The sequence below is a fragment of the Xylanibacter ruminicola genome (assembly GCF_900107775.1).
Lineage (GTDB): Bacteria > Bacteroidota > Bacteroidia > Bacteroidales > Bacteroidaceae > Prevotella > Prevotella ruminicola_C.
This window is the reverse complement of record NZ_FNRF01000001.1, coordinates 1,021,221-1,046,052: the sequence shown is the minus strand read 5'-3', so window position 1 is coordinate 1,046,052 and position 24,832 is coordinate 1,021,221. Positions and strand designations below refer to the sequence as shown.

Annotated in this window: 17 protein-coding genes; 4 read left to right on the top strand and 13 right to left on the bottom strand. The window is 47.2% G+C overall.

Annotated features, from left to right (window positions below):
* Window positions 1-12: 12 nt before the first annotated feature.
* The 5 genes from BLU97_RS04030 to BLU97_RS04010 are packed head-to-tail and all read right to left on the bottom strand — an operon-like array spanning window position 13 to window position 6,757.
* Complete coding sequence (locus tag BLU97_RS04030; RefSeq protein ID WP_139208791.1) at window positions 13-1,479, bottom strand: TolB family protein; 1,467 nt, start codon at window positions 1,477-1,479, stop codon at window positions 13-15.
* Complete coding sequence (locus BLU97_RS04025) at window positions 1,479-3,191, bottom strand: DUF6057 family protein (protein ID WP_074760340.1); 1,713 nt, start codon at window positions 3,189-3,191, stop codon at window positions 1,479-1,481. The genes BLU97_RS04030 and BLU97_RS04025 overlap by 1 nt, the downstream gene beginning before the upstream one ends.
* Window positions 3,172-3,825, bottom strand: a complete 654-nt coding sequence (locus BLU97_RS04020; protein WP_081352842.1) for a DUF4369 domain-containing protein — start codon at window positions 3,823-3,825, stop codon at window positions 3,172-3,174. Before BLU97_RS04020 ends, BLU97_RS04025 begins: the two co-directional genes overlap by 20 nt.
* Window positions 3,826-3,827: 2 nt before the next feature.
* Complete coding sequence (locus tag BLU97_RS04015) at window positions 3,828-5,294, bottom strand: TolB family protein (RefSeq protein WP_074760338.1); 1,467 nt, start codon at window positions 5,292-5,294, stop codon at window positions 3,828-3,830.
* Entirely contained in the window at window positions 5,291-6,757 is a 1,467-nt protein-coding gene (locus BLU97_RS04010; RefSeq protein WP_139208753.1) for a DUF6057 family protein, read from the bottom strand. Before BLU97_RS04010 ends, BLU97_RS04015 begins: the two co-directional genes overlap by 4 nt.
* A 131-nt stretch (window positions 6,758-6,888) precedes the next feature.
* On the opposite strand from BLU97_RS04010, the gene BLU97_RS04000 reads away from it, so the two are divergent.
* Both BLU97_RS04000 and BLU97_RS03995 read left to right on the top strand, forming a co-directional pair.
* Window positions 6,889-9,246, top strand: coding sequence for a glycoside hydrolase family 9 protein (locus tag BLU97_RS04000; protein WP_074760335.1), 2,358 nt, complete (start codon window positions 6,889-6,891; stop codon window positions 9,244-9,246).
* Window positions 9,247-9,306: 60 nt separating this feature from the next.
* On the top strand, window positions 9,307-9,942 hold the full coding sequence (locus BLU97_RS03995; protein WP_074760334.1) for an AAA family ATPase: 636 nt from the start codon (window positions 9,307-9,309) through the stop codon (window positions 9,940-9,942).
* A gap of 93 nt (window positions 9,943-10,035) precedes the next feature.
* Here the strand turns inward: BLU97_RS03995 and BLU97_RS03990 are convergent, their stop codons facing one another.
* The 3 genes from BLU97_RS03990 to BLU97_RS03980 all read right to left on the bottom strand — a co-directional run bounded on the left by BLU97_RS03990 (window position 10,036) and on the right by BLU97_RS03980 (window position 15,957).
* Window positions 10,036-10,836 carry a hypothetical protein gene (locus BLU97_RS03990; protein WP_254771646.1) on the bottom strand — a complete coding sequence of 267 codons (801 nt, stop codon included), beginning with the start codon at window positions 10,834-10,836 and terminating at the stop codon, window positions 10,036-10,038.
* Window positions 10,837-10,923: 87 nt separating this feature from the next.
* Window positions 10,924-12,690 (bottom strand): RagB/SusD family nutrient uptake outer membrane protein, encoded by a 1,767-nt coding sequence (locus tag BLU97_RS03985; RefSeq protein ID WP_074760332.1) that lies wholly within the window; start codon window positions 12,688-12,690, stop codon window positions 10,924-10,926.
* Between the two features lie 15 nt (window positions 12,691-12,705).
* A complete protein-coding gene (locus BLU97_RS03980; RefSeq protein WP_074760331.1) occupies window positions 12,706-15,957 on the bottom strand; it encodes a SusC/RagA family TonB-linked outer membrane protein in 3,252 nt (1,083 codons plus the stop codon).
* A gap of 332 nt (window positions 15,958-16,289) precedes the next feature.
* Between BLU97_RS03980 and BLU97_RS03975 the strand changes: the two genes are divergently transcribed.
* Window positions 16,290-18,041, top strand: coding sequence for a glycoside hydrolase family 5 protein (locus BLU97_RS03975; protein ID WP_074760330.1), 1,752 nt, complete (start codon window positions 16,290-16,292; stop codon window positions 18,039-18,041).
* A gap of 9 nt (window positions 18,042-18,050) precedes the next feature.
* Entirely contained in the window at window positions 18,051-20,309 is a 2,259-nt protein-coding gene (locus tag BLU97_RS03970) for an alpha-xylosidase (RefSeq protein WP_074760329.1), read from the top strand.
* Here the strand turns inward: BLU97_RS03970 and BLU97_RS03965 are convergent.
* Genes BLU97_RS03965 through BLU97_RS03945 form a run of 5 tightly spaced genes read right to left on the bottom strand, consistent with a single transcriptional unit; the run spans window position 20,306 to window position 24,830 of the window.
* A complete protein-coding gene (locus tag BLU97_RS03965; protein ID WP_074760328.1) occupies window positions 20,306-20,983 on the bottom strand; it encodes a hypothetical protein in 678 nt (225 codons plus the stop codon). The genes BLU97_RS03970 and BLU97_RS03965 overlap by 4 nt on opposite strands.
* Window positions 20,980-22,122 carry an acyltransferase gene (locus tag BLU97_RS03960; RefSeq protein WP_074760327.1) on the bottom strand — a complete coding sequence of 381 codons (1,143 nt, stop codon included), beginning with the start codon at window positions 22,120-22,122 and terminating at the stop codon, window positions 20,980-20,982. The genes BLU97_RS03965 and BLU97_RS03960 overlap by 4 nt, the downstream gene beginning before the upstream one ends.
* A gap of 3 nt (window positions 22,123-22,125) precedes the next feature.
* Window positions 22,126-23,118, bottom strand: a complete 993-nt coding sequence (locus BLU97_RS03955; protein WP_074760326.1) for a D-alanine--D-alanine ligase — start codon at window positions 23,116-23,118, stop codon at window positions 22,126-22,128.
* 21 nt (window positions 23,119-23,139) lie between these two features.
* Complete coding sequence (locus BLU97_RS03950) at window positions 23,140-24,183, bottom strand: RluA family pseudouridine synthase (protein WP_013063418.1); 1,044 nt, start codon at window positions 24,181-24,183, stop codon at window positions 23,140-23,142.
* On the bottom strand, window positions 24,180-24,830 hold the full coding sequence (locus BLU97_RS03945) for a PASTA domain-containing protein (RefSeq protein ID WP_074760325.1): 651 nt from the start codon (window positions 24,828-24,830) through the stop codon (window positions 24,180-24,182). The genes BLU97_RS03950 and BLU97_RS03945 overlap by 4 nt, the downstream gene beginning before the upstream one ends.
* Between the last annotated feature and the right edge of the window lie 2 nt (window positions 24,831-24,832).

The window sequence follows — 24,832 nt, the reverse complement described above, 5'->3', positions numbered from 1 at the left end:
ACGGATTCTTTTTTATTTCACCTTCGTTTCAACGCGTTGATCGGAAGCTATTTCGCGACCTGCATTGTAAGCGTCGAAATCAACTTTTGTTTTGGTAAAGTCGGGTACGTTAAACGAGAAAATACTTTCCTCATAGTACTCTTTCGGACGGCGCTGAGGCAACAGGAATGGTTTTGAGAAGTGTCCTTTGTCATCCACACAAGCCAGATAGAGATGACTATAAAGTCCATCGCCACGGCGACTGGTAAAGACAATCCAGTGCGAGTTTACATTCCAGTTGTGATAGCTGTCGGCCTTCTCGCTGTTTATCTCCTTCAACTCGCGCGCTTCACCCGTTTGCAAGTTCAGCAGCCACTGGTTACTCTCCTGGTGCCAGATTGAGAAGTAGCCATAGTCCATCAGCGTAAACAGGATGTACTTGCCATCGTACGACGGACGAGGCCAGGTCAGACTCTTTCCCATCGCCACGGCATTAAAGATGGTATCCACCTTCTCGCCGTATTTACCTGTAGCGGGGTCGAATGCAATCTTACACAGGTTGTACTTCTCGTCCTTATAATGCATAGGGTACTCCTGCTGCTTGCATGTCATGTAATACAAGGTTTTACCATCAGGCGAGAATACTGGCGAGTTCTCACTCCAGTCGGGTGTCGACAGCAGCGAGTCCTTAATAATCTCATGAGTAGCGGGATTATACACAAATACATCGCTCGACAAGTCGAACACCTCAATACGCTCATGAGCTACCATATGGAATCCCTGACGTGTCTGGTTAGTAGAGAAAGCACAGTACTTGCCGCTGGGGTGCCAATAAGGATACACCATCGAGCCACCTAACTGCTCGTTGCTGGCCTTCAGCCATTCGCGCTTGCCATCTATCTGGAACATGGTAGCACCATGATCGCCACGCACATGGAATACGAACTTCGAAGGGTCGGTCTGGCGCGCCGAGTGACAATTCACACACATGCCAGGCACCTGAGTATTCTCGATAATAGAATACTCGTCGAATGTTGCCAGATCCCGCTGATATAAACCCATCTTACTGAACACAGAATAACCAGGAGCAATACGACGATAGGTCAGTCCCCACTCGTCAAGCGCGTAGGAGCTTATGTTTATCGTAAAATCCTTATACTGCGTCCACTGCCCGTCCTTTTTGGCACAAACAGTCACCGTCAGTTGTCCGCCTTTGTTCTGCTGAGTCAGCTCATGCCAGTCGTCTATATCAAAGTCGGCATAGTCGCCCTGTACATGCAACTCGCCCCCCTTACTGCCTTTTACAACCACATCCACACAGTCAGCATCAGGGCAATCAAAATTCAGGGGTGCCATCTCTACAGGTATGGTCACTCCGATATAGTCAGGGTAGATATTGGGCAGTTTATCAACCTTCGATACATTCTCGGGCGTTGAGTTACAACTGGACAGCAGCCAACATCCTACACCAATCACCCAACACAAAATATTATTCTTCATCATTCTCCAACTAATAAATAGTACCATGCCGTATTCTTAAACGCTCTTAATTCTGGTGCATCCTTGCCTGCCGACGAGTATATGCGCCCGAATTCATTTAACTGCTGTGCCACATACGGGCTAACCATTCCATCAGGCAACTTTCCGTATTGCTGCATATAAGCAAGTGCAACAGCCTCCTGACAGCTACGGGGATTATACCTTAATTTTTTCTGCACATACTGGAAATACTGCATAAATCTTTGTTCATCCCGATCAAGCAACGGTATCATCAACAGATACTGAATCGCCACCAGATTATCTGGGTTGTGCATCACCAGATGTCCACATATTTTATCAAGTTCCCTGTCGCTAAACAGGAAATCCTCCTGCAAGCGATACTGTCGCAGCGTGCCGTACAACGGATGCTCATTAATAGCCTTTTCGTTGCCTAACATCGCTAACGTACGCTGTGCCCATGGACGGTAGAACACAGTTTTCTCCAACATCTTCAGATATTTCTCGGCAACCTTGTACTCACCATTTATCATATTGGTTTCGGCCAAGCGCTTCATTACGCGGGGGCTCTTATTATAGTTAGGAATGGCTTCCATAGCCTCAAAAGCCAATCGTTGAGCCGTGTTCACCAATCCCAAACGGAAATAAATCTCGCCTAACAACTGCAATACCGGATAATTATTATCGATATCAGGCAACAAACCTTCTGAGCCACGCTGATAGAAATCAAAAATACGATCACCCAACTGGTTGTTCATAGCCAAAGCTAGGTTTGTCACACTCACACTTGTTGGTGTATCAGGCATCTTTTTTTCAGCTTTACGAATAACCCCATCCCAATCAGCCACACGTACCAGATAATCGTACTCCATCATCTCGTAGGTTTTAGCATTATAATTAAGGGGTATAACCACGATAGCCAAACCTATCACCACTACACATGCCAGCATCTCCTTCACATTGGTACTCTTCATGTTGTTTATCAGCTGATAGGTCCAGTACAACACAGCTACTACCACAGGAATAGCTATGAGCAGATAAGGCATCAACTCTGGTGAACGATAATAGCCTACGCCCAATACCACTCTAAGCATAGAGTAAGGCAGATAATGTGCACTCAGCAAGATAACTGCCACCGCCCAAACTACCGAGAGCGGAAGTATACAAACAGCGACAAGCACCACTATTGGTCCTATTAACCAATATAACAACGGAATAGCAACTATCACTATCGCATATCTCACGAACTTATGCAACTGCTGGCAACGCCTCAGCAGCAAGATGGCTCCCATAGTCATCACCAGCGCCACCGCATAAGTCATCATCACATTCTCATCGCCCATGGCACACCACAGCATCACCGCAGGCACAAAGCTTAAAGCATAATAGGCTTTCTGCTGCATGAGGTGCCAAGTAAGGCGCTGCACCAACATAAACAAGAAAGCCATCAGCAATGCTCCCAGCATCACCAGGTTATCGAACTGTACCAGAAACTCGGCCACATAAATGGCAAAGCCACCAGGATCAGCTATACGCTGTACAAAGTAATCACAGTCGAAAAGGAACAACTGTGCTTGCTCCTGATAGGTGAGTGCAAAAGGATAACGTACGCCCCAGAACAGGAACACTGCTATCCCAAGCGCCAAGGTCAATAGCCACGACACACCTCGTTGCGAGAGGTTTATCGTCCTCCACTTATTGCTTAATTTCTTCATGTGTATCGGCATTCATCGTTAGCACGCGTCCATCAGGAGACTTACGCTGATAGGTCAAGGGGAACATATCCTTCAGGAAATCGTACAGCACGCCCTCCTTCATGTTCTTTGCCAACTGGCGGGTATAGTTTTTATACACCACATGGAAACTGTCGGCACGCTGTGCAATGTATTTAGCCTGCACGCTGTCGCCTTTTGAGTACAAGTTAGCAGCAAACCTACGCATCTTCATCAGCTCGCGGTTATGCATCTCGGTACGCGCCTTCCACTTCTCCAACGAGTCGTTCTGAGGAGTACCCATGGCATGACTGATACTATCGATAGTAACCTTCACAACACCAGGCTCGCTTATCACTAATAATGGCTGCAATCCAAAACGGTAATGGTAATCCATCAGGATGGTGTACATTTGGGTAGTATCTTTTTCGAAATGGAACTTACCATCCTTTATCTCCATCGAATCAACAAACTCAGCAGTCTTTGGCCCTTTAAATGGCACCAGGAATATACGCTTTCCTTCGTACTGTTCGCCATTCACGGTGCCCTCAATATGGCACAGTTGACTACTTTGCTGGCAACTGTGGAACATCGTTGCAGTTGCCAATGTCATAAAACACAAAAGAATCTTCTTCATCGTTATTTAATTTTTACTTGTTCTCGATTGTTGTCAAACACCTGTCGGTAAGCTTCGTGAGCATCAAACTCCACCTTGGTCTTGGTAAAGTCAGGCACGTTGTAAGCATCCATCTGTTCCTGATAATACTTGCGTGGATTGCGCTGAGGCAAGAGGAATGGCTTTGACACACGTCCCTGCTCGTCGATACAAGCCAAATAGAGTTTGGTGTACATTCCATCCTCGCGCTTACTGCTGAACACAAACCAACGACTGTTGTCGCTCCAGTTGTGATAGGCCTCACACTGCAGACTGTTCACCTCGGTCAACGCTCTGATCTTTCCCGTTTTCATATCCATCAACCACAAATCGGCATCGTCCTGACTCACAGGGAAATTACCACGACTGCTTACACAGTACATCAGCCAGTGCCCATCGTACGAGGGACGGGCCAACACGTAGCTTTTATCAGTTGCCGGTCCGTTCAACAGCGTATCCACCTGTAGCCCGAACTGTCCCTTTTCGGCATCAAAGCCGATACGACAGAGGGAGCATTTTACTTTCTCGTATTCGGCAGGCACCTTACAAGGTTTCGAGGTGCTGTAGTACAGCCACTTGCCATCATGCGAGAAAGCGGGGAATATCTCCAGATCTTCTGTCTGCAACAGGGGCGAAAGTATCAGTTCGTTAGTACGGGTATCGAGCACCTCAACATTACTGAACTTGTGATATACCTCAATACGCTGTCCTATGCCAGTAAAGAAACTCTGATGCACAGAGTTAACAGCCATTGCCACATAGTCGCCCTGCGGGTGCCAGTAACTGTAAGAGCCAGCCGCCTTGGTCGAATCGGTCTTGGTTTCCACCCAAGCCTGTTTGCCCTCTTTCTGTATCATGGTACCCCCACCCTCGCCACGCATCTGCAGGGTAATACGGTTGGGATTGGTGCAGTTGGCAGTATGACAGTTAAAGCATCGGCCAGGCACAACGGTCTCTGCAAGGATGGCAGTCTCATCAAAATTACTGAGATTACGTTGGTAGATGCCGATATCGCCCCCCACCTCGTAGCCAGGTTTTATACGACGATAGGTTAATCCCCATTCGTCCAGATTATCTGGGCTTACGAAAATATCAAAGTCATTATACTGTGTCCATTGGCCATCTTTCTCCACACATACCGTGAGGGTGATTTTTCCACCTCGGTTCTGTTGGGTTAACGCTTGCCAATCGGCAATATCAAAATCGGCCCAATCGCCGTTAGTGTGCAACTCGCCACCTTTACTACCACGAGCCACCACATCCATACAATCAATATCCTCATCGGCGAGGTTGAAATTCAACGGGGCTATATCGGCAGGTATCGTAACACCTATATAATCTGGGTAGATATCAGGCAGTTGATTAACCTTTGAGACTTGCTCGGGGGTTGAGGCACAACTAGCCATCAGCCAGCATACGGCACCTATTAACCAAGATTCAATCTTATTCATTGCTGTTGTCCTCCCATCATTCTTTTAGCGTAATTGGCAAACGGCGAACCCTGTACGTTACCCTGCATCTGTATGCAGCGCATCACGTCCTGATAGCCCAACGGCATCTGGCGATAGCCACCATACTGCTGGGCAGCACCCAAATACTGTTGGAAACCCTTCAGGTTGCCTTTCAGTAGCATCTGAGCCAGGAAGTAATCCAGGGCCATTTTGTTGTCGGTATTGTTCATAAAGAGCAGACCGAACATCTTGTCCATCTCCTCGTAACTGTACAGGAAGTTTTCCTTATAGCGCAACTGTCGCAAACGATGGTATTCGGGTTGTGCGTTTACCCAATCATCACTCAATATCACATCATTTGCCCACGAACTATAGTACAGACTCTTCTTCAACAAGTCTAACTGTTTCATGGCAGCCTTGTAATGTCCATTAACCAGCATGCACTCAGCAATGCGCTTGGTGCATCGACCGCTCTTACGGGCATTCAGTATCGACTCCTGCGTATCAAACATATAGCGCTGGGCCGAGTTAACCATACCTAAACGCCAGAAAGCCTCAGCCGATGGCAACATCGAGGTAAGGTCGCGTGTACGAGGCATCACCAAAGCATCCTCACCACTCTGATAGAAATCAAACATACGATCGGCTAACAAACGTTTTTGCGACAAAGCCAAGTTCACACAGTTCGACCAGAATGGAGTATTCACCTGATATTCGCCGGCACGCTTCACAATATCATCCCAGCGTTCATGGCGCACCAGATAATCCATACGAACCAACTCGTACATATCCTTATCATAGCCAGTCCACTGTGGATAGTGCAAAGGTATGCGATAATAATTTAGTCCAGTCATAGTCTGCTGCAGAGGCCACTGAGGCAACAACCAGGCATACACCATCAGTTGGGCTGCCAACATCCAGCCTGCCGTCCACAGGTGTTTCCATCCCAACTGTACCGCACGTACCACTATATATAACCATACTATCGGTCCTATCAGCCAATAGGCCACAGGCAGCACAGCCGCATCTATCCATGAATAGCGTCGAGGCATAACACAAGCTAATGCCAATGCCAAGACGATGGCTACAGGCAGCGATAACAGTACATTGATATCGCCCATCAACCACCATAGCATCAAAACGGGAACCAAACTAAGCAACCACCACTTTGGCGGCAGCAATCGGGCCGTTAAACGCTGTAAAGCTACATAAAGTAACGCCAACAGCAGTGCCCCTAACCATTCTACATAATAAAACTGCACAATAAACTCACCTAGCCAATCGGCCAAACCTCCAGGAAGACTGACACGCTCCACGAAGTAATCACTCGTCCACAGAAACAGTTGGTACTGCTCCTGATACGACATGGCGTGTGGGTATGCTATATACCAAAACAGGAATGCGCCGATGCTTATTAGCACTGACAAGGCTATAGTTCCGTATTTAGTTATCGTTTTATTCATAAACGCTGCAAAAGTACCACAAAATTCTGACTTAACAAAGTTTTTATCTATTTTCTACCAACAAAAAAAATTTTTTACTATCTTTGTACCCGAATTAAGCAAGAAAGTATTACCAACCAAAAAACAATGAAATGAAGAAAACATTGTATGCAGCGCTAGCAGCAGTCGTGCTTGCCATGCCAACAAATTGTTTAGCAACCAAACTCCTTGGAGTTAAAGTTATCGACAAAGATTATCTGATGCTCCACTTCCGCGATGGCGAGGTGCATTATCGCGACAACGGCACGGGTCCCAGCGCCTATTTAGGTCACTCGTTTGCCGAGGGCGACGATACCCTATTGGTATTCGGCGAGCGTTTGAAAGCGGCCAAGGCACAGAACGCCGCTTTGTGGAAGATCAGCTCGCCCGACGACAAGACCTTTGCCACAGCACAACCCTTAGCCGTCTGGCGTAAATCCAAGCCAATGAACACCGACAACACACTGACAAGCGAGTTAGACCATTGGCTGTTTTTGCAGATGCCTAAGGCCATGAAACAGGGCTGCACATACAAAGTTACCATCCCCGCAGGCATAGGCAGCGATAAAACCGAGGCCACTATCCGCTTCGATGTATGGAACAACCAATCCGAAGCCGTACACATTAATATAATAGGTTATTCGCCTTTTGAGTCTGTTCATGCTGCCGACCTTTACCAATGGTTAGGCGATGGCGGTCAGCGCGATTACAAACAACTGGAGGGAAAGGGTGTTTGGCTCTATAATGTAAATACCAAGAAAAAGCAGAAGGTGGGCACCGTTAAGTTCTGGCAACCAGCCTCAGCTGCCAAGAAAGAAGCCGGCGGTAAGAGTCTGATAGGTACCGATGTATGGAATATCGACTTTAGCGCCAACAAACCGGGTTGTTACCGATTGGTAGTAGAGGATGTGGGCTGTAGTATGGACTTCGAGGTAAAGAACGACATTTACTACGAACCCTACCGCTACTCGGTTCGAGGCTATTATTACATGCGTTTGGGCGAGCCAATCGATACCACCAAGGTATTCCCTGCCCCACGCCAGCCACAGTTCATTCCTGAGACCGATCCCAAGGGCTTTACCGTTTATAAGACCGACTTCCATCCTTGGAGCCCAGGTTGGCGCGAACTGCACACCGATGTGTGGGACGAACCCCACTTTAAGCAGCTTAAGCAATCCATCTTCTGGCAGCATCGCCTGCCTGGTAATCCTGTGAATACCGAGGTTAAAGGTGGGCACTCCGATGCCTTCGACTGGGACCGCCACTTGGCACACGTCAGCAACATCTACGATATGCTGTTGCCTTATATCCTTTCGGGTGGACGTTTGAACGAGGATCAGTTAGGTATCCGCGAGAGCGGTAATGGCATCCCCGATCTGATTGACGAAGCCCGCAACGAGGTAGATTTCTTCCTCTCTATCCGTGATGGCGAGGCTTACTCACAGGGTGTCACCAACCCTTGTGCCGACTGGAGCGTGATGTTCCAAGCAGGTTGCACCACCATGGCCGCTTGGGCCAATGCCGCCAACTGCGCCATCCTGGCCGAGGCATTCCGTCTGAACGGAAACGACAGCCTGCGCCAATACTATACTGCCGAGGCTATCAAAGCATTTAGCTTTGCATCAAAGCAGGACAATCAGCAGCTCGACGACCTGCAGGATGTAGGTTCTATGCAGATGCGTGGACGCGACTTCCGCCAGATGGCAGCAGCCTTCCTGTATAACCTGACTGACGATGAGAAGTGGGAAAAGATATTTGCTGATGAGAGTATGATTAAGAGTCCTAACTCACAGGTATTCAGCAAGGGTAAGCACGGTTTCTTTGGCGTAGGTGTAATGCACGAGGAGAGTAAGCAGTTAGTCCCCTTCTGCCAGTACTGGGCAGCAGCAGCCTATCTTACCTGTCCACATACACGCCACTATGGCGAGCTTTACCAAAACCTGAAAGCCAGCATCAAGGGCCAGGCCGAGGCTTACAACTATGGTCACATGCCCCAACGCCCCAGTCGCCGTTCGGCCAACGACGATCGTTGGCAAACCTCGCAGAACCTGCAGCTGGTAATGCTGGCCCACTACATAGCCAACAAGGCTGAGCGCAAGCAGTTGGAGCACGCCATGTACACCGAAGCCAGTTGGGCTTTAGGTCGCAATCCTGGTAATATTGTTGAGATGACAGGCCTTGGTCAGCGTCACATCACCGATGTCTATACCACCGGTCGCAACGATGGTGCCCCAGGCACCCACCCCGGTCAGACACCTTTCAACGGTACCGAGACTTGGTCGCCTGGTCATAATGGTGGCGATGCCCGTGTTATCCTGGGCTATTGCTATCCAGATTGGAACAATGGTGGTTGGCCCCGTCAGGAGTCGTACTTCAATCAGCGTTACTTCTGGGTAAACGGCGAGTTCACTCCCCGCGAAACCATGCGTGGCAAGATGGCCCTGTTGGCCTACCTCTATGCGATTAGGTAGAACGGGATACTCATTCTGATATAGATTACCGATAATAATAATTCAAAAAACAATCAGACAATGAAAAGAAACGAAAAATTTGTCATCACCATCAACCGCGAAGTCGGTTCGGGTGGTCGCACCGTAGGCCGGATACTGGCCGAGAAATTAGGCGTGAAGTACTGCGACAAAGCTGTGATAGAAGGACTGACCAAGAAGTTTGGTCTATCACCAGAGCGCATCGAGGAAATCAAGGCACAGAAAAAATCGTGGTGGAACGATATCAACAACTACTACCAGACACTTGTGAACAGCACCAGTCTGCCTATGGACGCTGAGGTGAGGCTCGACAATGCCACCATGTTCGAGACCGAGAAGCGTATCCTGCAGGAGCTGGCTACGCAGTCATCGTGCGTAGTAGCAGGTCGCACGGGTTTCATGGTGTTCCGCGAATGGCCCAACCATCTGAACGTTTTCATCCAGGCCTCGCTGGAGCATCGCATCAAGCGCATTATGAACCGTAAGAATGTAACGATGGAGCAAGCCCGCGACATTATCGCCAAGATGGATGCCACCCGTGAGGTCTACATCAAGAAGTATGAGGATACCACACGCTACGACACCCGCAACTACCAACTCGTTATCTCGATGGACGACCTGACCGAGAATGATGCCGCAGAGATTATCATCGATTACGTCAATCGCACAAGCAAATAACGATAAAAGAAAACATCCGAATTTATACAATAAAATACCGCCCCGCAGACTGATGAAACAGTTGCGGGGCGGTTGATTGATTTATTGAGTTTTTTAGTCCTTACGTTTGAAGTTCCAGAACCATGCTGTTCCCCAGTCGCCAGCGCCAGGCTCTGGAGCACAAAGACGCAGATTCTTGTCATCAGCCTTTAGAATGTGATAATCATACTGATTGCCACCGACATTTGGCTGAATACCCATCAGTGGAGTCGTACCAGAAAATACCATTCTACCAATGTCCCATCCTGCTTTAACTGTCTCTTCAGAAACCTTAACCTGGCCAGACTCGCCACGGCTTGTCTTTACACCAGTAAGAGCTAATGACATCCAACCATTAAGGCCATCATCGGGTAAATTCTTACCTTCCGCTTGCGCATCAATATCAGCAGCAGAAACTACCCACCAACCTGGGCCAGTATTCTCAAGATATGCACCATTACCCCAAACACCATCGCTGGCTTCGGTATCCCACACCCAAGTGTGAGAAGTGTAACCACCGTTGCCATCACCGAAAATAGTGCTATAAATTGCAGGGAGATCAGTATACTCGCTAATAGAGATCGACTTTACTCCCGACTTCACGGAAGTCGTGCCATCCATAGCTGCTGTTGTTACATAATATGATGCCTCTGTCTGTGGAGGAGCAATCTGAATCTTTACCAAAGTACCAGAACCCATCATGGCGCCAGTAGTAGAATCATATACTTTTATGTAACGAGTAGGCGAAGTAAATACTGTTAAATTATTATTACCTTCACTTTTTGCAGTAATCTGCAACTCATTAGTCAATTGCTCTGAAGACACTGCACTGATAGGACTTTCATTGTCATGCGATGGATCGCATGATGTAAGCATCAGGAATCCCAAAGCCATCAGCGGAGCTGTAAAAAATATTCTTTTATTCATAATACTTTCTTAATTAATTGTTGACTTTTGCATTAATTACCAACCTGTATACTCGGCTTCGGCAGTCGTCCAACCTTCATTCTGGTTTACACTACCTATAGCCACCTGGCTTTCAGGCATTTTTTGGAATCCTGCAGTAGCATTGTAACGTGCTGCATAACCACCATTATGCGCCTGATTGGTAGTTGGATTTCCACAATAGTAAATTGGCTGATTCTGCTGTCTAGCAAGCGCCTCTGCAGCTATATGCCAACGACGGATATCATTCCAACGAACGCCCTCACAAGCCAGCTCCCAACGACGCTCATTTTGCAAAGCAGTAAGTGAATAGCTGCTTATTGGATCCAAGCCAGCACGTGCACGGACCTTATTGATACCGGCCACATCTTCCTTCAGCTCACTCTGCATCAACAGAACATCGGCAAAGCGGATAAGCACCAGATCGTGAATGTTGTCGAGTTGCATGTTATTACCATAACCTCCAGAGAGGCCACCTGTATTACCATACATAATATCTTCGAAACAGCAGATATACTCATCGGTAAGACTGGTAGAGCCATCATTCTTACAAGAAATAGGCGACCACTTTTTGCCATAGTAGTCTGTCTCCTGCACAAAGTCCGACCAACCACCATAAGTATAAGAAGGCTGTGTAGTCCAATCCTGTACAGTAGCATTGATACGGATATCGTTAGGCTCAGCCGACTTCCAGTCAGCAACCAAGTTTGGCGCAACAGGGCCAGCACCCCATCCCTGACCAAATGGGAAAGTATTAGCATATTGCTGTCCACCACGAACGCCAAAGTGCAAAGCTATACCATTAGAGTAACCAATAGTAGTACTCCAAGATGCCAACTTATTAAATTTAATAGAGAACAATGCCTCTGGATTGACTGCATTGTCATCCTCGACCCATTTCAGATCCTGGCCTTTGGTGTAGTCATAGTCCTCAACGGTACAACGATTGGTGTAAGCCCAAAGATTGCGGAAATCAGATACCAGTTTATAACCTGAGTTATTTACACAATCATCGATATAACTGATAACATCCTGCTTACTCAAAGTTGTTCCATCAGGCAGACTAACAGATGTCAGAGGATTGTAGTTAGAACTTGTAAGCGAAGCGATGTCCGATCCGTTGCAATAGAATCCTGTATAGAACAGCCATGCACGTCCCAACATAGCCTCAGCTGTATACTTATCCACATGTCCATCAGTTTTACGAACAGCAGGCATCATATTAGCAGCATCACGCAAATCCTGTAAGATCTGACCCCACAGCACATTCACGTCGCCTTGAGTGACCATTTCTCCGCTAGGCTCTGTGAGCAATGGCACATTTCCATAGAATGAAGCCAACTCATAATAGTAATAAGCACGCAAGAATAGCGCCTCACCAAGATACTGGGTCTTCAGTGCATCCGACATGGCTGTATTTGGCAAAGCCTGAATAAGTGTATTAGCTCTGTTCAGCCCCTCATATCGCTGCGCCCAGAAATTATTGGTCATATCTGCATTATAGTTACACAGCAAATCCTCTGCCTGCATTAGTTTATCGTTTGTTCCGCCACCTCCAAGTTGGTCATCACTGGCCAAACATGCATAGTATAAGAACGACTCTTGAGGATTAGCATGAGTAGCATTCAGATTCTCATAAATTCCGGCAAGAACTGCAGTACCGTCTTCCTCTGATACAGGAAAGTTCTCTGTTGAAAGTTCTGCCATATTCTCCACACTATTGATGTCGCATGAGGCTAATCCAAATGTGATTATGGCTGCCGCCAATAAATATATTTTTTTCATACAATTTGTTCTGTTTTAGAATTTAACATTGACACCTACTAAGTATGTACGAGGCTGAGGATAGTTACCTACATCAACACCTGTTACCCATGGTTCTCCGTTTCTAAGAGCGCGTCCATTCTCAGGATCCATACCCTTGTATTTGGTAATAGTCAACAGATTTTGTGCAGTAACATAGAAACGAAGCTGCTGGAATGGGCAATTTTTCCAAATATGCTTGAAGTCATAGCCCAATGTCACATTCTGCAAGCGGAAGTAACCAGCATCCTCAATATAGATGTCAGAGATTGACTGCCAGTTCACACCTTCATTCATACGAGCAAGCAGAGGATACTTATTTGATGTGCCCTCTCCATTCCAATAGCTGAACACCTCTGTAGTGTAGTTTTCCTGCTCACCATCAGTGAACTTACGATAAGAACGAGCCACCTGCTGTCCAAGAGCTGTAAAACCTGTGATATTGAGATCAAAGCCTTTATAGTCTGCACTCAGAGTAAGACCCATCGTCACATCTGGATGAGGATTACCAAGGTCTGTTTTGTCGTCAGCATTGATAACACCATCGCCATTTACATCCACAAACTTCAAATCACCAGGTTTCAAAGACGAGCCCTGAAGCGAGTTTGCAGCATCACCATCACAGTTGGCTTTAACATAATCCTGCAGATCTTCAGCATTCTGTACTACACCATCAGTCTTATAGCCCCAGAAGTAGCCAATAGGATGTCCCTCTTGGAATCGAGCCATGTAACCTGTACCCTGAGCCAAGAGGTCGTTACCACCATTATTGTAATTCTGAGAGCTGTTAACCTTAGTTACCTCATTCTTATTAACTGCCATATTCCAGCTAATGCCATAATTGAAATCCTTGCCAATCTGGTCACGCCAATTCAAAGCAACTTCAATACCAGTATTCTCAACTGTACCAGCATTCTGCAACTGGGTAGAGAAACCTGTAGTAGGAGTTACAGGCACATAAAGGAGAAGATCCTTTGTTGTCTTTTTGTACCAGTCGAAAGCTAATCCCAGACGTCCCCCGAGGAAGCGAGCATCAAAACCTAAGTCGAGCTGTTCAGATGTTTCCCATGTGATATTCTCATTAGCCAAACGTGATGGATATGCACCATTGGTTGAAGTATCCTTTGTATTATTGAATGAATAATTACCGAACGAACCATATTGGAACGTAGCCTGATATGAGAAAGCGTCAGCATTCTTATTACCATTCTGTCCCCAACCAGCACGAATCTTAAGGAAATCAAGCCAAGAAGCAGTATTTTTCATAAATTTCTCATTGCTAACAACCCAACCTGCAGAGAACGATGGGAAATAGCCCCAGCGATGTCCTGGTGCAAATACCGATGAGCCATCAGCACGGAAAATAGCGGTGAACATATAAGTCTCGTTGAAGTCGTAGTTAACACGACCAAAGTATGACATTCCTCGAGAATCTCCATAAGGCGTACCACTTACGGTTGCATCGCCTTCACGAGTCTTCATAAATCCCATATAGGCATGCTTCATATCACCGAAATAAGAGTTATTTGCCGTGGCATTAAGTTGGAATCCATAGTCGGGTTTTGACATGCCATATTCTGTACCTACCAACAAATCGAAGTGATGTTTTGTAGCCAAATCAAACTTATAGTTCAGCGTATTTGTCGTACTCCATCCCCAACCTGTACCAATCTGGTTAGTTGCCGAATCCACAGCACGACTAGCACCTTGGTCGTTCAGTTTATAAGCTGGCAGATAATTACGCCAAGTCCAAGTGCTCTGGTTGTAACTGAGTTGTCCACGATATACCAAATTCTTAATAGGTTGGATTTCAATATATCCAACAGCATTGAGTCCGTGGCTAACACTCTTATTGTTTGCACTCTGATTATACATCATCGATGCAATTGGGTTGCTGCTATATGAGTTATAGTCAAACCATCCGTTAGCAGATGAGCCTGAAGATTTAAGATCCTCATAGCCAAAGAAATCACCGTTGGCATTATAAATAGGTATGCAAGGATTAGCACGCAGCATGTTCGACAATTCGTTGCTGTACTGGTCACCCTGCTGAAGTCCCTGACTCTGACGATGCTGGTAGTAAACATTCTCACCCACCTTCACAACGTCCATACCTTTTGAGTTACGGTAGATGACGTGCTCTGAATTCAAACGTAGAGTAAAACGACGGAAGTCTGACTTAACGAGATTACCCAGAATACCATCCTGATACTGGTAACCAATACCAGTAGAGAACTTTGAGTACTCCGAACCACCTGCTATATTGACAGAATGGCTAGTAGTTACCGCATTCTTATTCCTGATAGCCTCCAGATAATTAGACCCTTCATAGCCATTCTTATAGCGTGCCAGTAAATCAGCATCGATATACTGTGACCAATCGCGTGGCTCTACGCCACTATTAAAGCGAACCAGATCCTGCACATCCATATACTGCTGCGCTGTAAGCATTTGTGGCAGACGATAGATATTTGACCATCCAATGTTACCATCATAAGTAACGGTAACCTTGCCCTGCTTACCCTGCTTGGTAGTTATGAGGATTACACCATTAGCTGCAGCAGAACCGTAGATAGCACATGATGCAGCATCCTTCAGCACGTCGATACGCTCGATATCTGCGGGGTTCAAATTATTAATATCACCACCACTTACACCGTCGATAACGTAAAGAGGTTTGGTATCACCATTAGTACCTGCACCACGAATAGCTACCTTAAATCCTTCACCAGGCTGACCCGATACGGCCTGAATCATCACACCTGGGCTCTGGCTCTGCAGTGCACCAAGAACCTGAGTGGTATTCATCTTAGCGATGTCCTCACCCTTCACCTCTACTGTTGCACCAGTTACCAACTTTTTCTTCTGGACACCGTAACCAATAACTACCACTTCATCAAGCTGAGCATTGTCTTCCTTCAGGGTGATGCTGAGGGTTGACTGGTTGCCCACCTTAATTTCCTGAGTCTCATAACCGATGTACGAGATAACAAGTGTTGCACCAGGCGACACTGAGAGAGAGAAGTTTCCGTCGAAATCGGTAATAACGCCATTACCTGACTTACCTTTTTCAACTACGCTAGCTCCGATAACGGGGCCTGATGCATCGACTACAGTACCTGTAATCTTCTTCGTTGCCTGCTGGATTTCCTGAGGAGCTCCGGCGGCATAGGCATTTGAAGAGTAACCAAGACCTAAGCAGGCCATAGTACCCATCAGCAGCGCTGTCTTTCTAAAATTTCGATTCATACTTAAGTTTTAAACTATAGATAATTGGTTTGTGATAATGTCTTAGTTGGAGTGAGTATTTAGTAATACTCCTATTGAACGCAAGCCTAATATATAAATAGGTACGCGATGACTCAATAGTTAAGACGAATTGTTTCGGGTCATATTTTTCTTTATTTTAAGTTTTCGGGGGCAAAGATAGGCAAAATTTAAGAAACTAAAACAATTTTGCTTGCCCAAAACTGATACTTTTTTACCTAATGCCGTTTTTTAACATTTAAAATACGTAAAAACCACCCAAAATATGATAGAAAGTGTTTACCTTTGCCCCATAATTATCAATCTAAAACAATATGAACAAGAGAGTTAATACTTTTTTTGCTTTGTTGCTGATGTGCGGCATGCATTTACAGGCTCAGGAGTTTGAAACAGCCACCCAAGCCGTAAAAAATATGGGCGTGGGCTGGAACCTAGGCAACACCCTAGAAGCCAACAACCAGACCAATCACGATTTTACAAAAGACAACTACTGGGGGCAACAGGGACTGGAGTCAGAGACTTGTTGGGGACAAAGCAAAACCAAGCCCGAGCTCATCAAGATGATGAAGGAGGCCGGCTTTGGCGCCATCCGTGTGCCTGTAACATGGTATAACCACATGGATAAAGACGGCAAGGTGAACGCCGAATGGATGAAACGTGTACACGAAGTGGTAGATTACGTGATCAACCAAGGGCTCTATTGTATAGTTAATGTACATCACGACACTGGCGCCGATAAAGACAGCTTCAAATCGTGGATAAAGGCCGACGAGGCTAACTACGAGCAGAACAAAACCAGATACGAGAACCTATGGAAGCAAATTGCCGAAGAGTTTAAGGATTACGATGAGCATTTGCTGTTTGAAAGCTATAACGAGATGCTGGATAAGCTGAGTTCGTGGTGCTTTGCCTCGTATGCATCAACCAATAAATATGATGCTACTGTAGCCACATCGGCCTATAATGCCATTAACAGCTATGCTCAGAGTTTTGTAACTACTGTACGCAATACGGGGGGCAAAAACACCACGCGTAACCTGGTGGTAAACACCTATGCCGCCTGTTGTGGTAGCGGTACCTGGAACAACCATCTGAAAGAGCCTCTATCGAAGTTTACCATCCCTACCGAGCAGACAGGGAACCATCTGATTGTACAGGTTCACGACTACCCCCATATCGAAAACGGCACTGCGAACGTCAAGAATGAGATTGATGATATGGTGGCCGCATGGGACACGTATATCATCTCGAAAGGCGTACCTATGATTCTGGGCGAATGGGGTACAGCCAACGTGGATGAAGGCGACGGAAAGACCGACTATGATGTGCGCAGGGATGTGATGTTTGAATTTGTGGATTACATGATAAAGGCATGTAAAGAGAAGAATGTAGCCACCTTCTACTGGATGGGACTGTCGGATGGCGCTTACCGTTCGCTGCCAGCCTTCAACCAGCCCGATCTGGCTGAGCGTATAGCTAAGGCCTATCATGGTAACGACTTTGCAGGCAGCTACCCTACCGAGGATGATTTCAACATCAGTTATATTGTAAACTACGAAAAAGACTGGGCCGAACTATTCCTTTATGGCAACTACAATAGTGTATCGCCACTGAAACTAACTGAGTATAAAGGGTTACGCATAGAGATGGACGATAACTATGGCAGCAAGCTGCAAGTAAAGGTATATGGCGATGCTACCGGTTCAAGTTTCAAAGAAAATTACTATACTCTCTCAGCCAACTCTAAAACAACCACCGTAAACTTTGAAAGTGCAAAAACAGGTTCTACCGTTTCGCGCATCACACTCCAAACCAATGTCGGTGTTACAACAGCTAAAATCAACAAGGTGGTGCTGATCAAGAGCGACAACTCGGAAGTAAAACTCACCCCAACCGTTGCCTGGGGCTGCTCTCTTAGCACAGAATCATCGCCTGTTAGCGGCATACACGATGTACACCATACCCCATCAGTCGACGATCGCATCTATAACCTGCAGGGGCAGCAGATAGCTCAGCCACAAAGGGGAATCTACATCCAGAACGGAAAAAAATATTTTACCAAATAACCATTAACAATGAAACGCTTATTATTAATAATGTGTGCTGCATGGGGATTACATGCCACAGCACAGATTCAGACAAACGCAGGTGTGCAGTACCTGCAGTGTATGCAGAAAGATATGTCGACAGATTTCTACGATCTGTCGAACACGTACTTTTTTGCTGATTCTTTGGTAAGTTTCGACACTGCCAAAGGCGAAGGACTGGTACAGTGGAAGCGATATCGTATGAGTCCACGACAGGCTTTTAACCTGAATGGCTACTGGCCTGTACGTATGCAGATGTTGGACTTCCCCGATGCGGCTTACGAGAACGACCCGAACCTGAAGATTAAAATTGAGTTTATCTCGCCCAGAGCAGCACGCATCCGCATGTTCACTTCACCAGTGGAGCCTAAGAACACAGACCAGGAGGATATCATGTTCTGTGATGGGTTTAAGGAAAAGGGCGTGGGTGCGATGTGGAAAACATCGCAGACAGCTGACGCCATTAGTTATAAATCGTCCTATGGCAGCATAGAGATCAAGCAGTACCCTTGGCGACTGGTGATAAAGGATGCTAACGGCAAAGTGCTGACACAGACACGCCACCTCATCGATAACGATTCTTCGCAGGTAAAGCTGCAACCCTTCTCGTTTATTAAGCGAGGCAGCGACAACAGTCGCAGCATCAACCCCGTGCTGACACTGGCACCAGGTGAGCGCATCTATGGTTGCGGTGAGTCGTTCACGTCGCTGAACAAGGTGGGACAGAAGGTGCATCTGAGTGTGACCGACCCACAGGGTCCCGAGACCGACGGACAATATAAGCCCGTCCCCTTCTTCTTCTCGAATCGTGGCTACGGCATTTTCATGCATACATCAGCCCCAGTAACCTGCGACTTCGGTGCTTCGTATATCGGCGCCGACCGCCTGTTTATGGCCGATGAGCAGATGGACTTCTTCATTTTCTTCGGCGAGCCTAAGGATATCCTTTACGAATATACCGAGATTACAGGCAAATCGCCACTGCCTCCGCTGTGGAGTTTTGGCACCTGGATGAGTCGTATCACTTATTTCTCGCAAGAAGAGGGTCTGGAGATTGCCCGTCAGTTGCGCGCCAACCGTATTCCTGCCGATGTGATACATTTTGATACGGGCTGGTTTGGTACCGACTGGCAGTGCGACTACCAATTTGCCAAAGACCGTTTTAAGGATCCGGTAAAGATGCTGAAGCAGTTAGCAAAGGACGGTTTCCACACCTGCTTGTGGCAGCTCCCCTACTTCACACCCAAGAACCGATTCTTTAACGAGATTATCGACAAGGGCTTGAACGTTAAGAACGCTACAGGCGGTATGCCTGTTGAGGATGCCATTCTGGATTTCTCAAACCCCGAAACCGTAGATTGGTATCAGCAAAAGATTGAGGGACTACTGAAACAAGGCGTTTCAACTATCAAGTGCGACTTTGGCGAAGCTGCGCCTTACAATGGTTTCTATCATAGCGGTAAGGGCGGACTGTATGAGCACAACCTCTATCCGCTACGCTACAACAAGGCACTCTGGGAGGTTGTAGAGCGCAATCATCCTAACGAAGGTATTATCTGGGCCCGTTCGGCATGGGCAGGCAGTCAGCGCTATGCCCTGCACTGGGGTGGCGATGCCGCTACCACCAACACTGGCATGCTTGGCGACTTGCGAGGTGGACTGAGTTTTGGACTGAGTGGTTTCTCGTTCTGGAGTCATGATATGGGCGGTTTCGTCACAGCATCGCCCGAGGATATCTATCGTCGTTGGCTGCCATTCGGATTCCTGAGCAGTCACACCCGTGCCCATGGTGCCCCTCCCACAGAGCCTTGGCTCATCTCCGAATCGTTTACCGATGCCTTCCGTGCTTGCGCCGAGATGAAGTATAAGCTGATGCCATATGTTTGGGAACAGGCCAAGGAGTGCTCTAAGTTAGGACTGCCCATGGTACGTGCCCTGCTGGTAGAGTTCCCACACGATCTGGGTGCCTGGTATGTAGAAGATGAGTATATGTTCGGCTCAAAGATGCTGGTGGCTCCATTATTGGAGAGTGGCAACAGTCGTAATGTCTATCTGCCAAATGGCAAGTGGATCGACTATCAGACAGGTAAGGTTTACGACGGCGGCTATCAGACCATCGAGGCAGGCAAGATACCCTGCATCATCCTGGTCAAGGATGGCAGTGTGATACCCCACGCCCCACTGGCCCAGCGCACCGACCAGATTAACTGGAATGCGATAGAGAACAAAGAATATAAAGCAAATTAACGGATACGGTGCTTGGCAATAACCTCACCGTCGTACGAGTTGATGCTGATTCTAACCGAGTCGGCAACAATTCTTTTTGTAGGGATACTGAGATATACCTTAGTGGAGTAATACTCAGGCACGTTACCCTGATCGTGATACAGAATAAGATGACGTATCTGCTTGCCATCAGCATGCTTAACCAGCGTATCGCTAACAATCGCTAAGCTCTGAGCGGCGGTAGAATCATCGGTAACACCCGTCTTCAGCTGCAGACTCAGGTTCAGATACTTTCCCGTTTTACTCATCCAGGTGCTCTCGAACTTCACAGGATCGGTCAACAACGGCTTGTCGGAATCCGAAAGCAGGGTAATATAGGCACACGGCACCTGACCCATCGAAACCACCTCGGCCTGATTATCCACCTTATTATAATATAGCATACAGCGATAGGTGGTATCGGCCTTGCTGACCCAATTGGCAGTATAAGGTGCTGTGAGCGACAATTCGTCGCCATCATCGGTAACAATCTTTGTTACCTGCTGGTTGCTGTTCACCACAGCCTCAGCAAAGTCGCCTCGCAACAAAGAGTACTTCCCCTCGCCCTTATCGTAAACATCCTGAGAGCACGAGATGATGAGGAAGGAGGAAAGAGGAAGGAGGAAGGACGATACTATGCTAAGTAACTTTCTCATTGGGCAGCCATTAAGTTTCGCACTGGGTTGGCATACATCGTCAGCATGCGCTCACGCAGGAATGCCTCATCCTTATTTGGCAACTGTATCTTAGCCATCTGACCAGCTAAATACTGATTGAAACGTTTCACGTCGGCATCGGTATAATGGGCTGCATTAGCCTTATCGCCATTCAACTCATCAAGGGCGATGTAGTTACAGGGATAAAGTTCGTAGCCGCGATGTATCTCACGGTCCATACGCTCAGCCACAGCCTTGAACCACTCTGTCTTTGGCAACGCCGAGAGCTCATCGATCCAGGTATTGATGGGAGCTGCAGGACGATAAACCACACGTCCCTTATAGCCGAAGATACCTGTCTTCATATTGTCGAGATCGTCCTGTCGTGATTTCTTGAAAGCCGGATTATCGCGTTTCTGCTGGAACTCCTGTGCCTTCAGATAGTCGCAAGGATCAAACTCATAGCTGATGGTGAGCGGTACGATGTTCAGCTCCTTCAAGTCACCCCCCATCGCCAGCATCTTAAGCACAGCATCCTGGGTGTGGTCGCTCGAATCCTTGGCTCTACCCTCGCGCTGGGCAATCCAGATATTCTCCTTTTTCTGGGTTACGGCATAGTGGATATAACGACTCATAAGTTGCGAGGCTGCCAACGTTTCGCGCAGCGACAAGCCACGACGTACGGTAAAGGCCTTGTTCATACGCACCAATCGTTTAATCCACGGATAGATAAGCAGATTATCGCCAATACCTATTTCAACGGTAGTGGGATAACCTGCTTCAACCAGCTTTACATCCAAGAATGCCGAGTCAAGCACGATATCGCGATGATTCGATACAAATGTGTATCGCTGACTCTTATCGTAAGCTGCAATCGAAGAATCCTGGAACGAGCACCCGTCGGTATGTTTGCGGATGATGTAGTTAACCACAGGTTTCATAAAACGCTTCTGGAAATCGAGTGGTGTTTTGATACCAGTAAATGCCAGGCGCAACAAGGCGTTACGCATCGATTTGGGCAACCACGGGGTAAAGCCCTTCAGTATCATCTGGAACTGTCTGTCGTTGAGCAAGTCGTCGAACGCCTGCTTCATCTCTCCCGCCTCGTAAGGTCGGATCTCGTCGAACTCTTCTCTCATATATTAATCAAACTGATTCTCAACAATCTCTGTCAGCACATCGGTCATCGACAGACCTGCTGCACGTACCTGCTGAGGGATAAAGCTGGTAGCTGTCATACCTGGTGTGGTATTTACCTCAAGCATCGAAATGTTACCCTCCTTCGAGATGATAAAGTCGATACGGATGATACCATTACAATGCAGGATATCATAGATATGCGAGGTAATCTGACGTACGCGCTCTGTTACATCCTCGGGCAAACGGGCTGGAGTAATCTCCTGTACCTGTCCGTTGTACTTGGCATCGTAATCAAAGAACTCGTTACTGGTAACCACCTCGGTGGCAGGCAGAACCACTGTTTTCTCCTTGGTCTTATAAACACCGATAGAGATCTCGGTACCTTCGAGGTAGCTCTCAACCATAATCTCAGGACTCTCCAACATGGCCTTGCGGATGGCAGGAGCCAGCATATCCTTCTCCTTCACCTTCGATACACCGAATGATGAACCATCGGCAGCAGGCTTTACAAAGCATGGCATACCGATACGCTCCTCAATCTCGTCGTCGCTTACCAACTCCTCGTAGCCCTTGCGAATCAGCAGTGAATCGGCCACCTTTACACCGTAGCCGCGCAGATACTGGTTCAGCACGAACTTATCAAAGGTCATAGCCTCAACCAGTACGCCGCTGGTGCTGTAAGGCAGACCAATCAGATCAAAATAGCCCTGCAACAGACCGTTCTCGCCTGGGGTGCCATGAATGGTGATATAAGCATAGTCGAAAACCTTGGCCTCGCCGTTTTCCATAAACGAGAAGTCGTTTCGGTCGATCTTAGCTGTAGTTCCATCTGGCAGCTCCACGTGCCAGTCCTGTCCTTTGATATCTACGATATACACATCGTAGCGTTCCTTATCAAAAAATGAATAAAGTCCCTGTGCCGAGCGCAGAGAAACGTCGTGTTCTGATGAGTCGCCACCACATACGATGGCAATCGTTCTCTTTAAGTTCTCCATTGTATCTTATGTTTTTACTTCTTATTCTTTTGCCTTTATATACTTTCTCCACTTATCAATCAGAGCCGCCATATCAGCAGGCCACTCTGACGTAAAGTCCATCTGCTTACCCGTGGTAGGGTGTACAAAACCTAAGGTCTTAGCATGCAGCACCTGCCGCGGACAGAGTTTAAAACAGTTCTGGATATAAGCCTTGTAGCTGGCAGTACGCTCGCCACGCAACAGTTCGGTACCGCCATAGCGCTCATCGGCAAACAACGGGTGCCCGATATGTTTCATGTGAGCACGTATCTGGTGGGTACGACCTGTTTCGAGGATACACTCCACCAGTGTTACATAGCCATAACGTTCCATCACCTTGTAATGGGTTACGGCTGGTTTTCCTATCTCTGAATCGGGTGGGAACACCTCCATACGCAGACGGTCCTTGGGATCGCGACCGATATTTCCTTCGATACGACCTTCGTCCTCCACAAAGTTTCCCCACACCAAGGCATTATAACTGCGGTGAGTGGTTTTGTTAAAAAACTGTTTTCCTAATGATGTCTTGGCATCGGGTGTTTTGGCTACTACCAACAGGCCACTGGTATCCTTATCGATACGATGCACCAAACCCACCTCTGGGTCGTTAGGATCGTAGCTGGCCAAATCCTTCAGATGCCAGGCTATTGCATTTACCAAGGTGCCGTTAAAGTTGCCGCATCCCGGGTGAACCACCATACCTGCAGGCTTGTTAATCACCATCAGGTCGGCATCCTCGTAAACCACTTCTAATGGGATATCTTCGGGTTCGATTGTGGTATCGTAATGCGGACGATCGAGCATCAATGTGATGATATCGCCCGGACGTACCTTATAGTTACTTTTTACTGGCTTTTCGTTTACATGTATAAAACCTGCATCGGCAGCCTGCTGGATACGGTTACGACTGGAGTGTGGCTGATGTTCAACCAGGTACTTATCAATACGTATAGGCACCTGTCCTTTATCAACCTCCATACGAAAGTGTTCGTACAGCAAGTCTTCTTGCTCCTGCTCTTCGATATCGATGGTTTCGTTTGTCATTCTGTTACCTCCTCAAAATCATCCACTTCGCCGTTACCGCTCTGCATCATAGCATCGTCGCCGCCAATTACGTTCAATTCTTCATCGGCACCATACTGTCCGCTACCTACCAGCAGCGTCAGGGGCTGTTCGATGGATATACGTTCGCCTGTAGAAACCTTACGACCATTGCACGACACACCGTAAACCCAATCCTTCTCGCCTGTTACATACTGTGGCGGAAGAACTTTAAATCCCAATGATATCAGCTTAGCCTCGGCCTCGCGGTAGCTGCAGTTATCCACCACGTCGGGAATAGCTACCGATGGCGAGTTCGACGAGTTGATGGTTACATAAATGGTATGGCCCGACTTAACAGTCAGTCCGGCACCAGGGCTCTGCGTCAGTACGCAGTCGGCAGGCAAGCGTTTGTTGTAACCCGAATCGGTTACCACAATCTCCAGTCCGCACTCTTCCATCATCTCGCGTGCCTTGGCTATTCGCATACCCTCTATATTCGGCACTCTGATACTCTCACCGTGATGGGTGTACCAGTCAAGTCCGTAGTTCACACCTACCACCAACAGGATGACCACGAGCGCCATAGCTATCAGGTTCCAAATCAGGAACTTACTACAGAACTTGCCGAAGAATTCTTTTGTTCTCATCT

Coding starts and splice junctions, on each gene's coding strand:
- BLU97_RS03950 (WP_013063418.1), bottom strand. CDS start 24,183: ATGACAAACGAAACCATCGATATCGAAGAGCAGGAGCAAGAAGACTTG.
- BLU97_RS03990 (WP_254771646.1), bottom strand. CDS start 10,836: ATGCTTACATCATGCGATCCATCGCATGACAATGAAAGTCCTATCAGT.
- BLU97_RS03970 (WP_074760329.1), top strand. CDS start 18,051: ATGAAACGCTTATTATTAATAATGTGTGCTGCATGGGGATTACATGCC.
- BLU97_RS04010 (WP_139208753.1), bottom strand. CDS start 6,757: ATGAATAAAACGATAACTAAATACGGAACTATAGCCTTGTCAGTGCTA.
- BLU97_RS03945 (WP_074760325.1), bottom strand. CDS start 24,830: ATGAGAACAAAAGAATTCTTCGGCAAGTTCTGTAGTAAGTTCCTGATT.
- BLU97_RS03980 (WP_074760331.1), bottom strand. CDS start 15,957: ATGAATCGAAATTTTAGAAAGACAGCGCTGCTGATGGGTACTATGGCC.
- BLU97_RS03995 (WP_074760334.1), top strand. CDS start 9,307: ATGAAAAGAAACGAAAAATTTGTCATCACCATCAACCGCGAAGTCGGT.
- BLU97_RS03975 (WP_074760330.1), top strand. CDS start 16,290: ATGAACAAGAGAGTTAATACTTTTTTTGCTTTGTTGCTGATGTGCGGC.
- BLU97_RS04025 (WP_074760340.1), bottom strand. CDS start 3,191: ATGAAGAAATTAAGCAATAAGTGGAGGACGATAAACCTCTCGCAACGA.
- BLU97_RS04020 (WP_081352842.1), bottom strand. CDS start 3,825: ATGAAGAAGATTCTTTTGTGTTTTATGACATTGGCAACTGCAACGATG.
- BLU97_RS04030 (WP_139208791.1), bottom strand. CDS start 1,479: ATGAAGAATAATATTTTGTGTTGGGTGATTGGTGTAGGATGTTGGCTG.
- BLU97_RS03960 (WP_074760327.1), bottom strand. CDS start 22,122: ATGAGAGAAGAGTTCGACGAGATCCGACCTTACGAGGCGGGAGAGATG.
- BLU97_RS04000 (WP_074760335.1), top strand. CDS start 6,889: ATGAAGAAAACATTGTATGCAGCGCTAGCAGCAGTCGTGCTTGCCATG.
- BLU97_RS03985 (WP_074760332.1), bottom strand. CDS start 12,690: ATGAAAAAAATATATTTATTGGCGGCAGCCATAATCACATTTGGATTA.
- BLU97_RS03965 (WP_074760328.1), bottom strand. CDS start 20,983: ATGAGAAAGTTACTTAGCATAGTATCGTCCTTCCTCCTTCCTCTTTCC.
- BLU97_RS03955 (WP_074760326.1), bottom strand. CDS start 23,118: ATGGAGAACTTAAAGAGAACGATTGCCATCGTATGTGGTGGCGACTCA.
- BLU97_RS04015 (WP_074760338.1), bottom strand. CDS start 5,294: ATGAATAAGATTGAATCTTGGTTAATAGGTGCCGTATGCTGGCTGATG.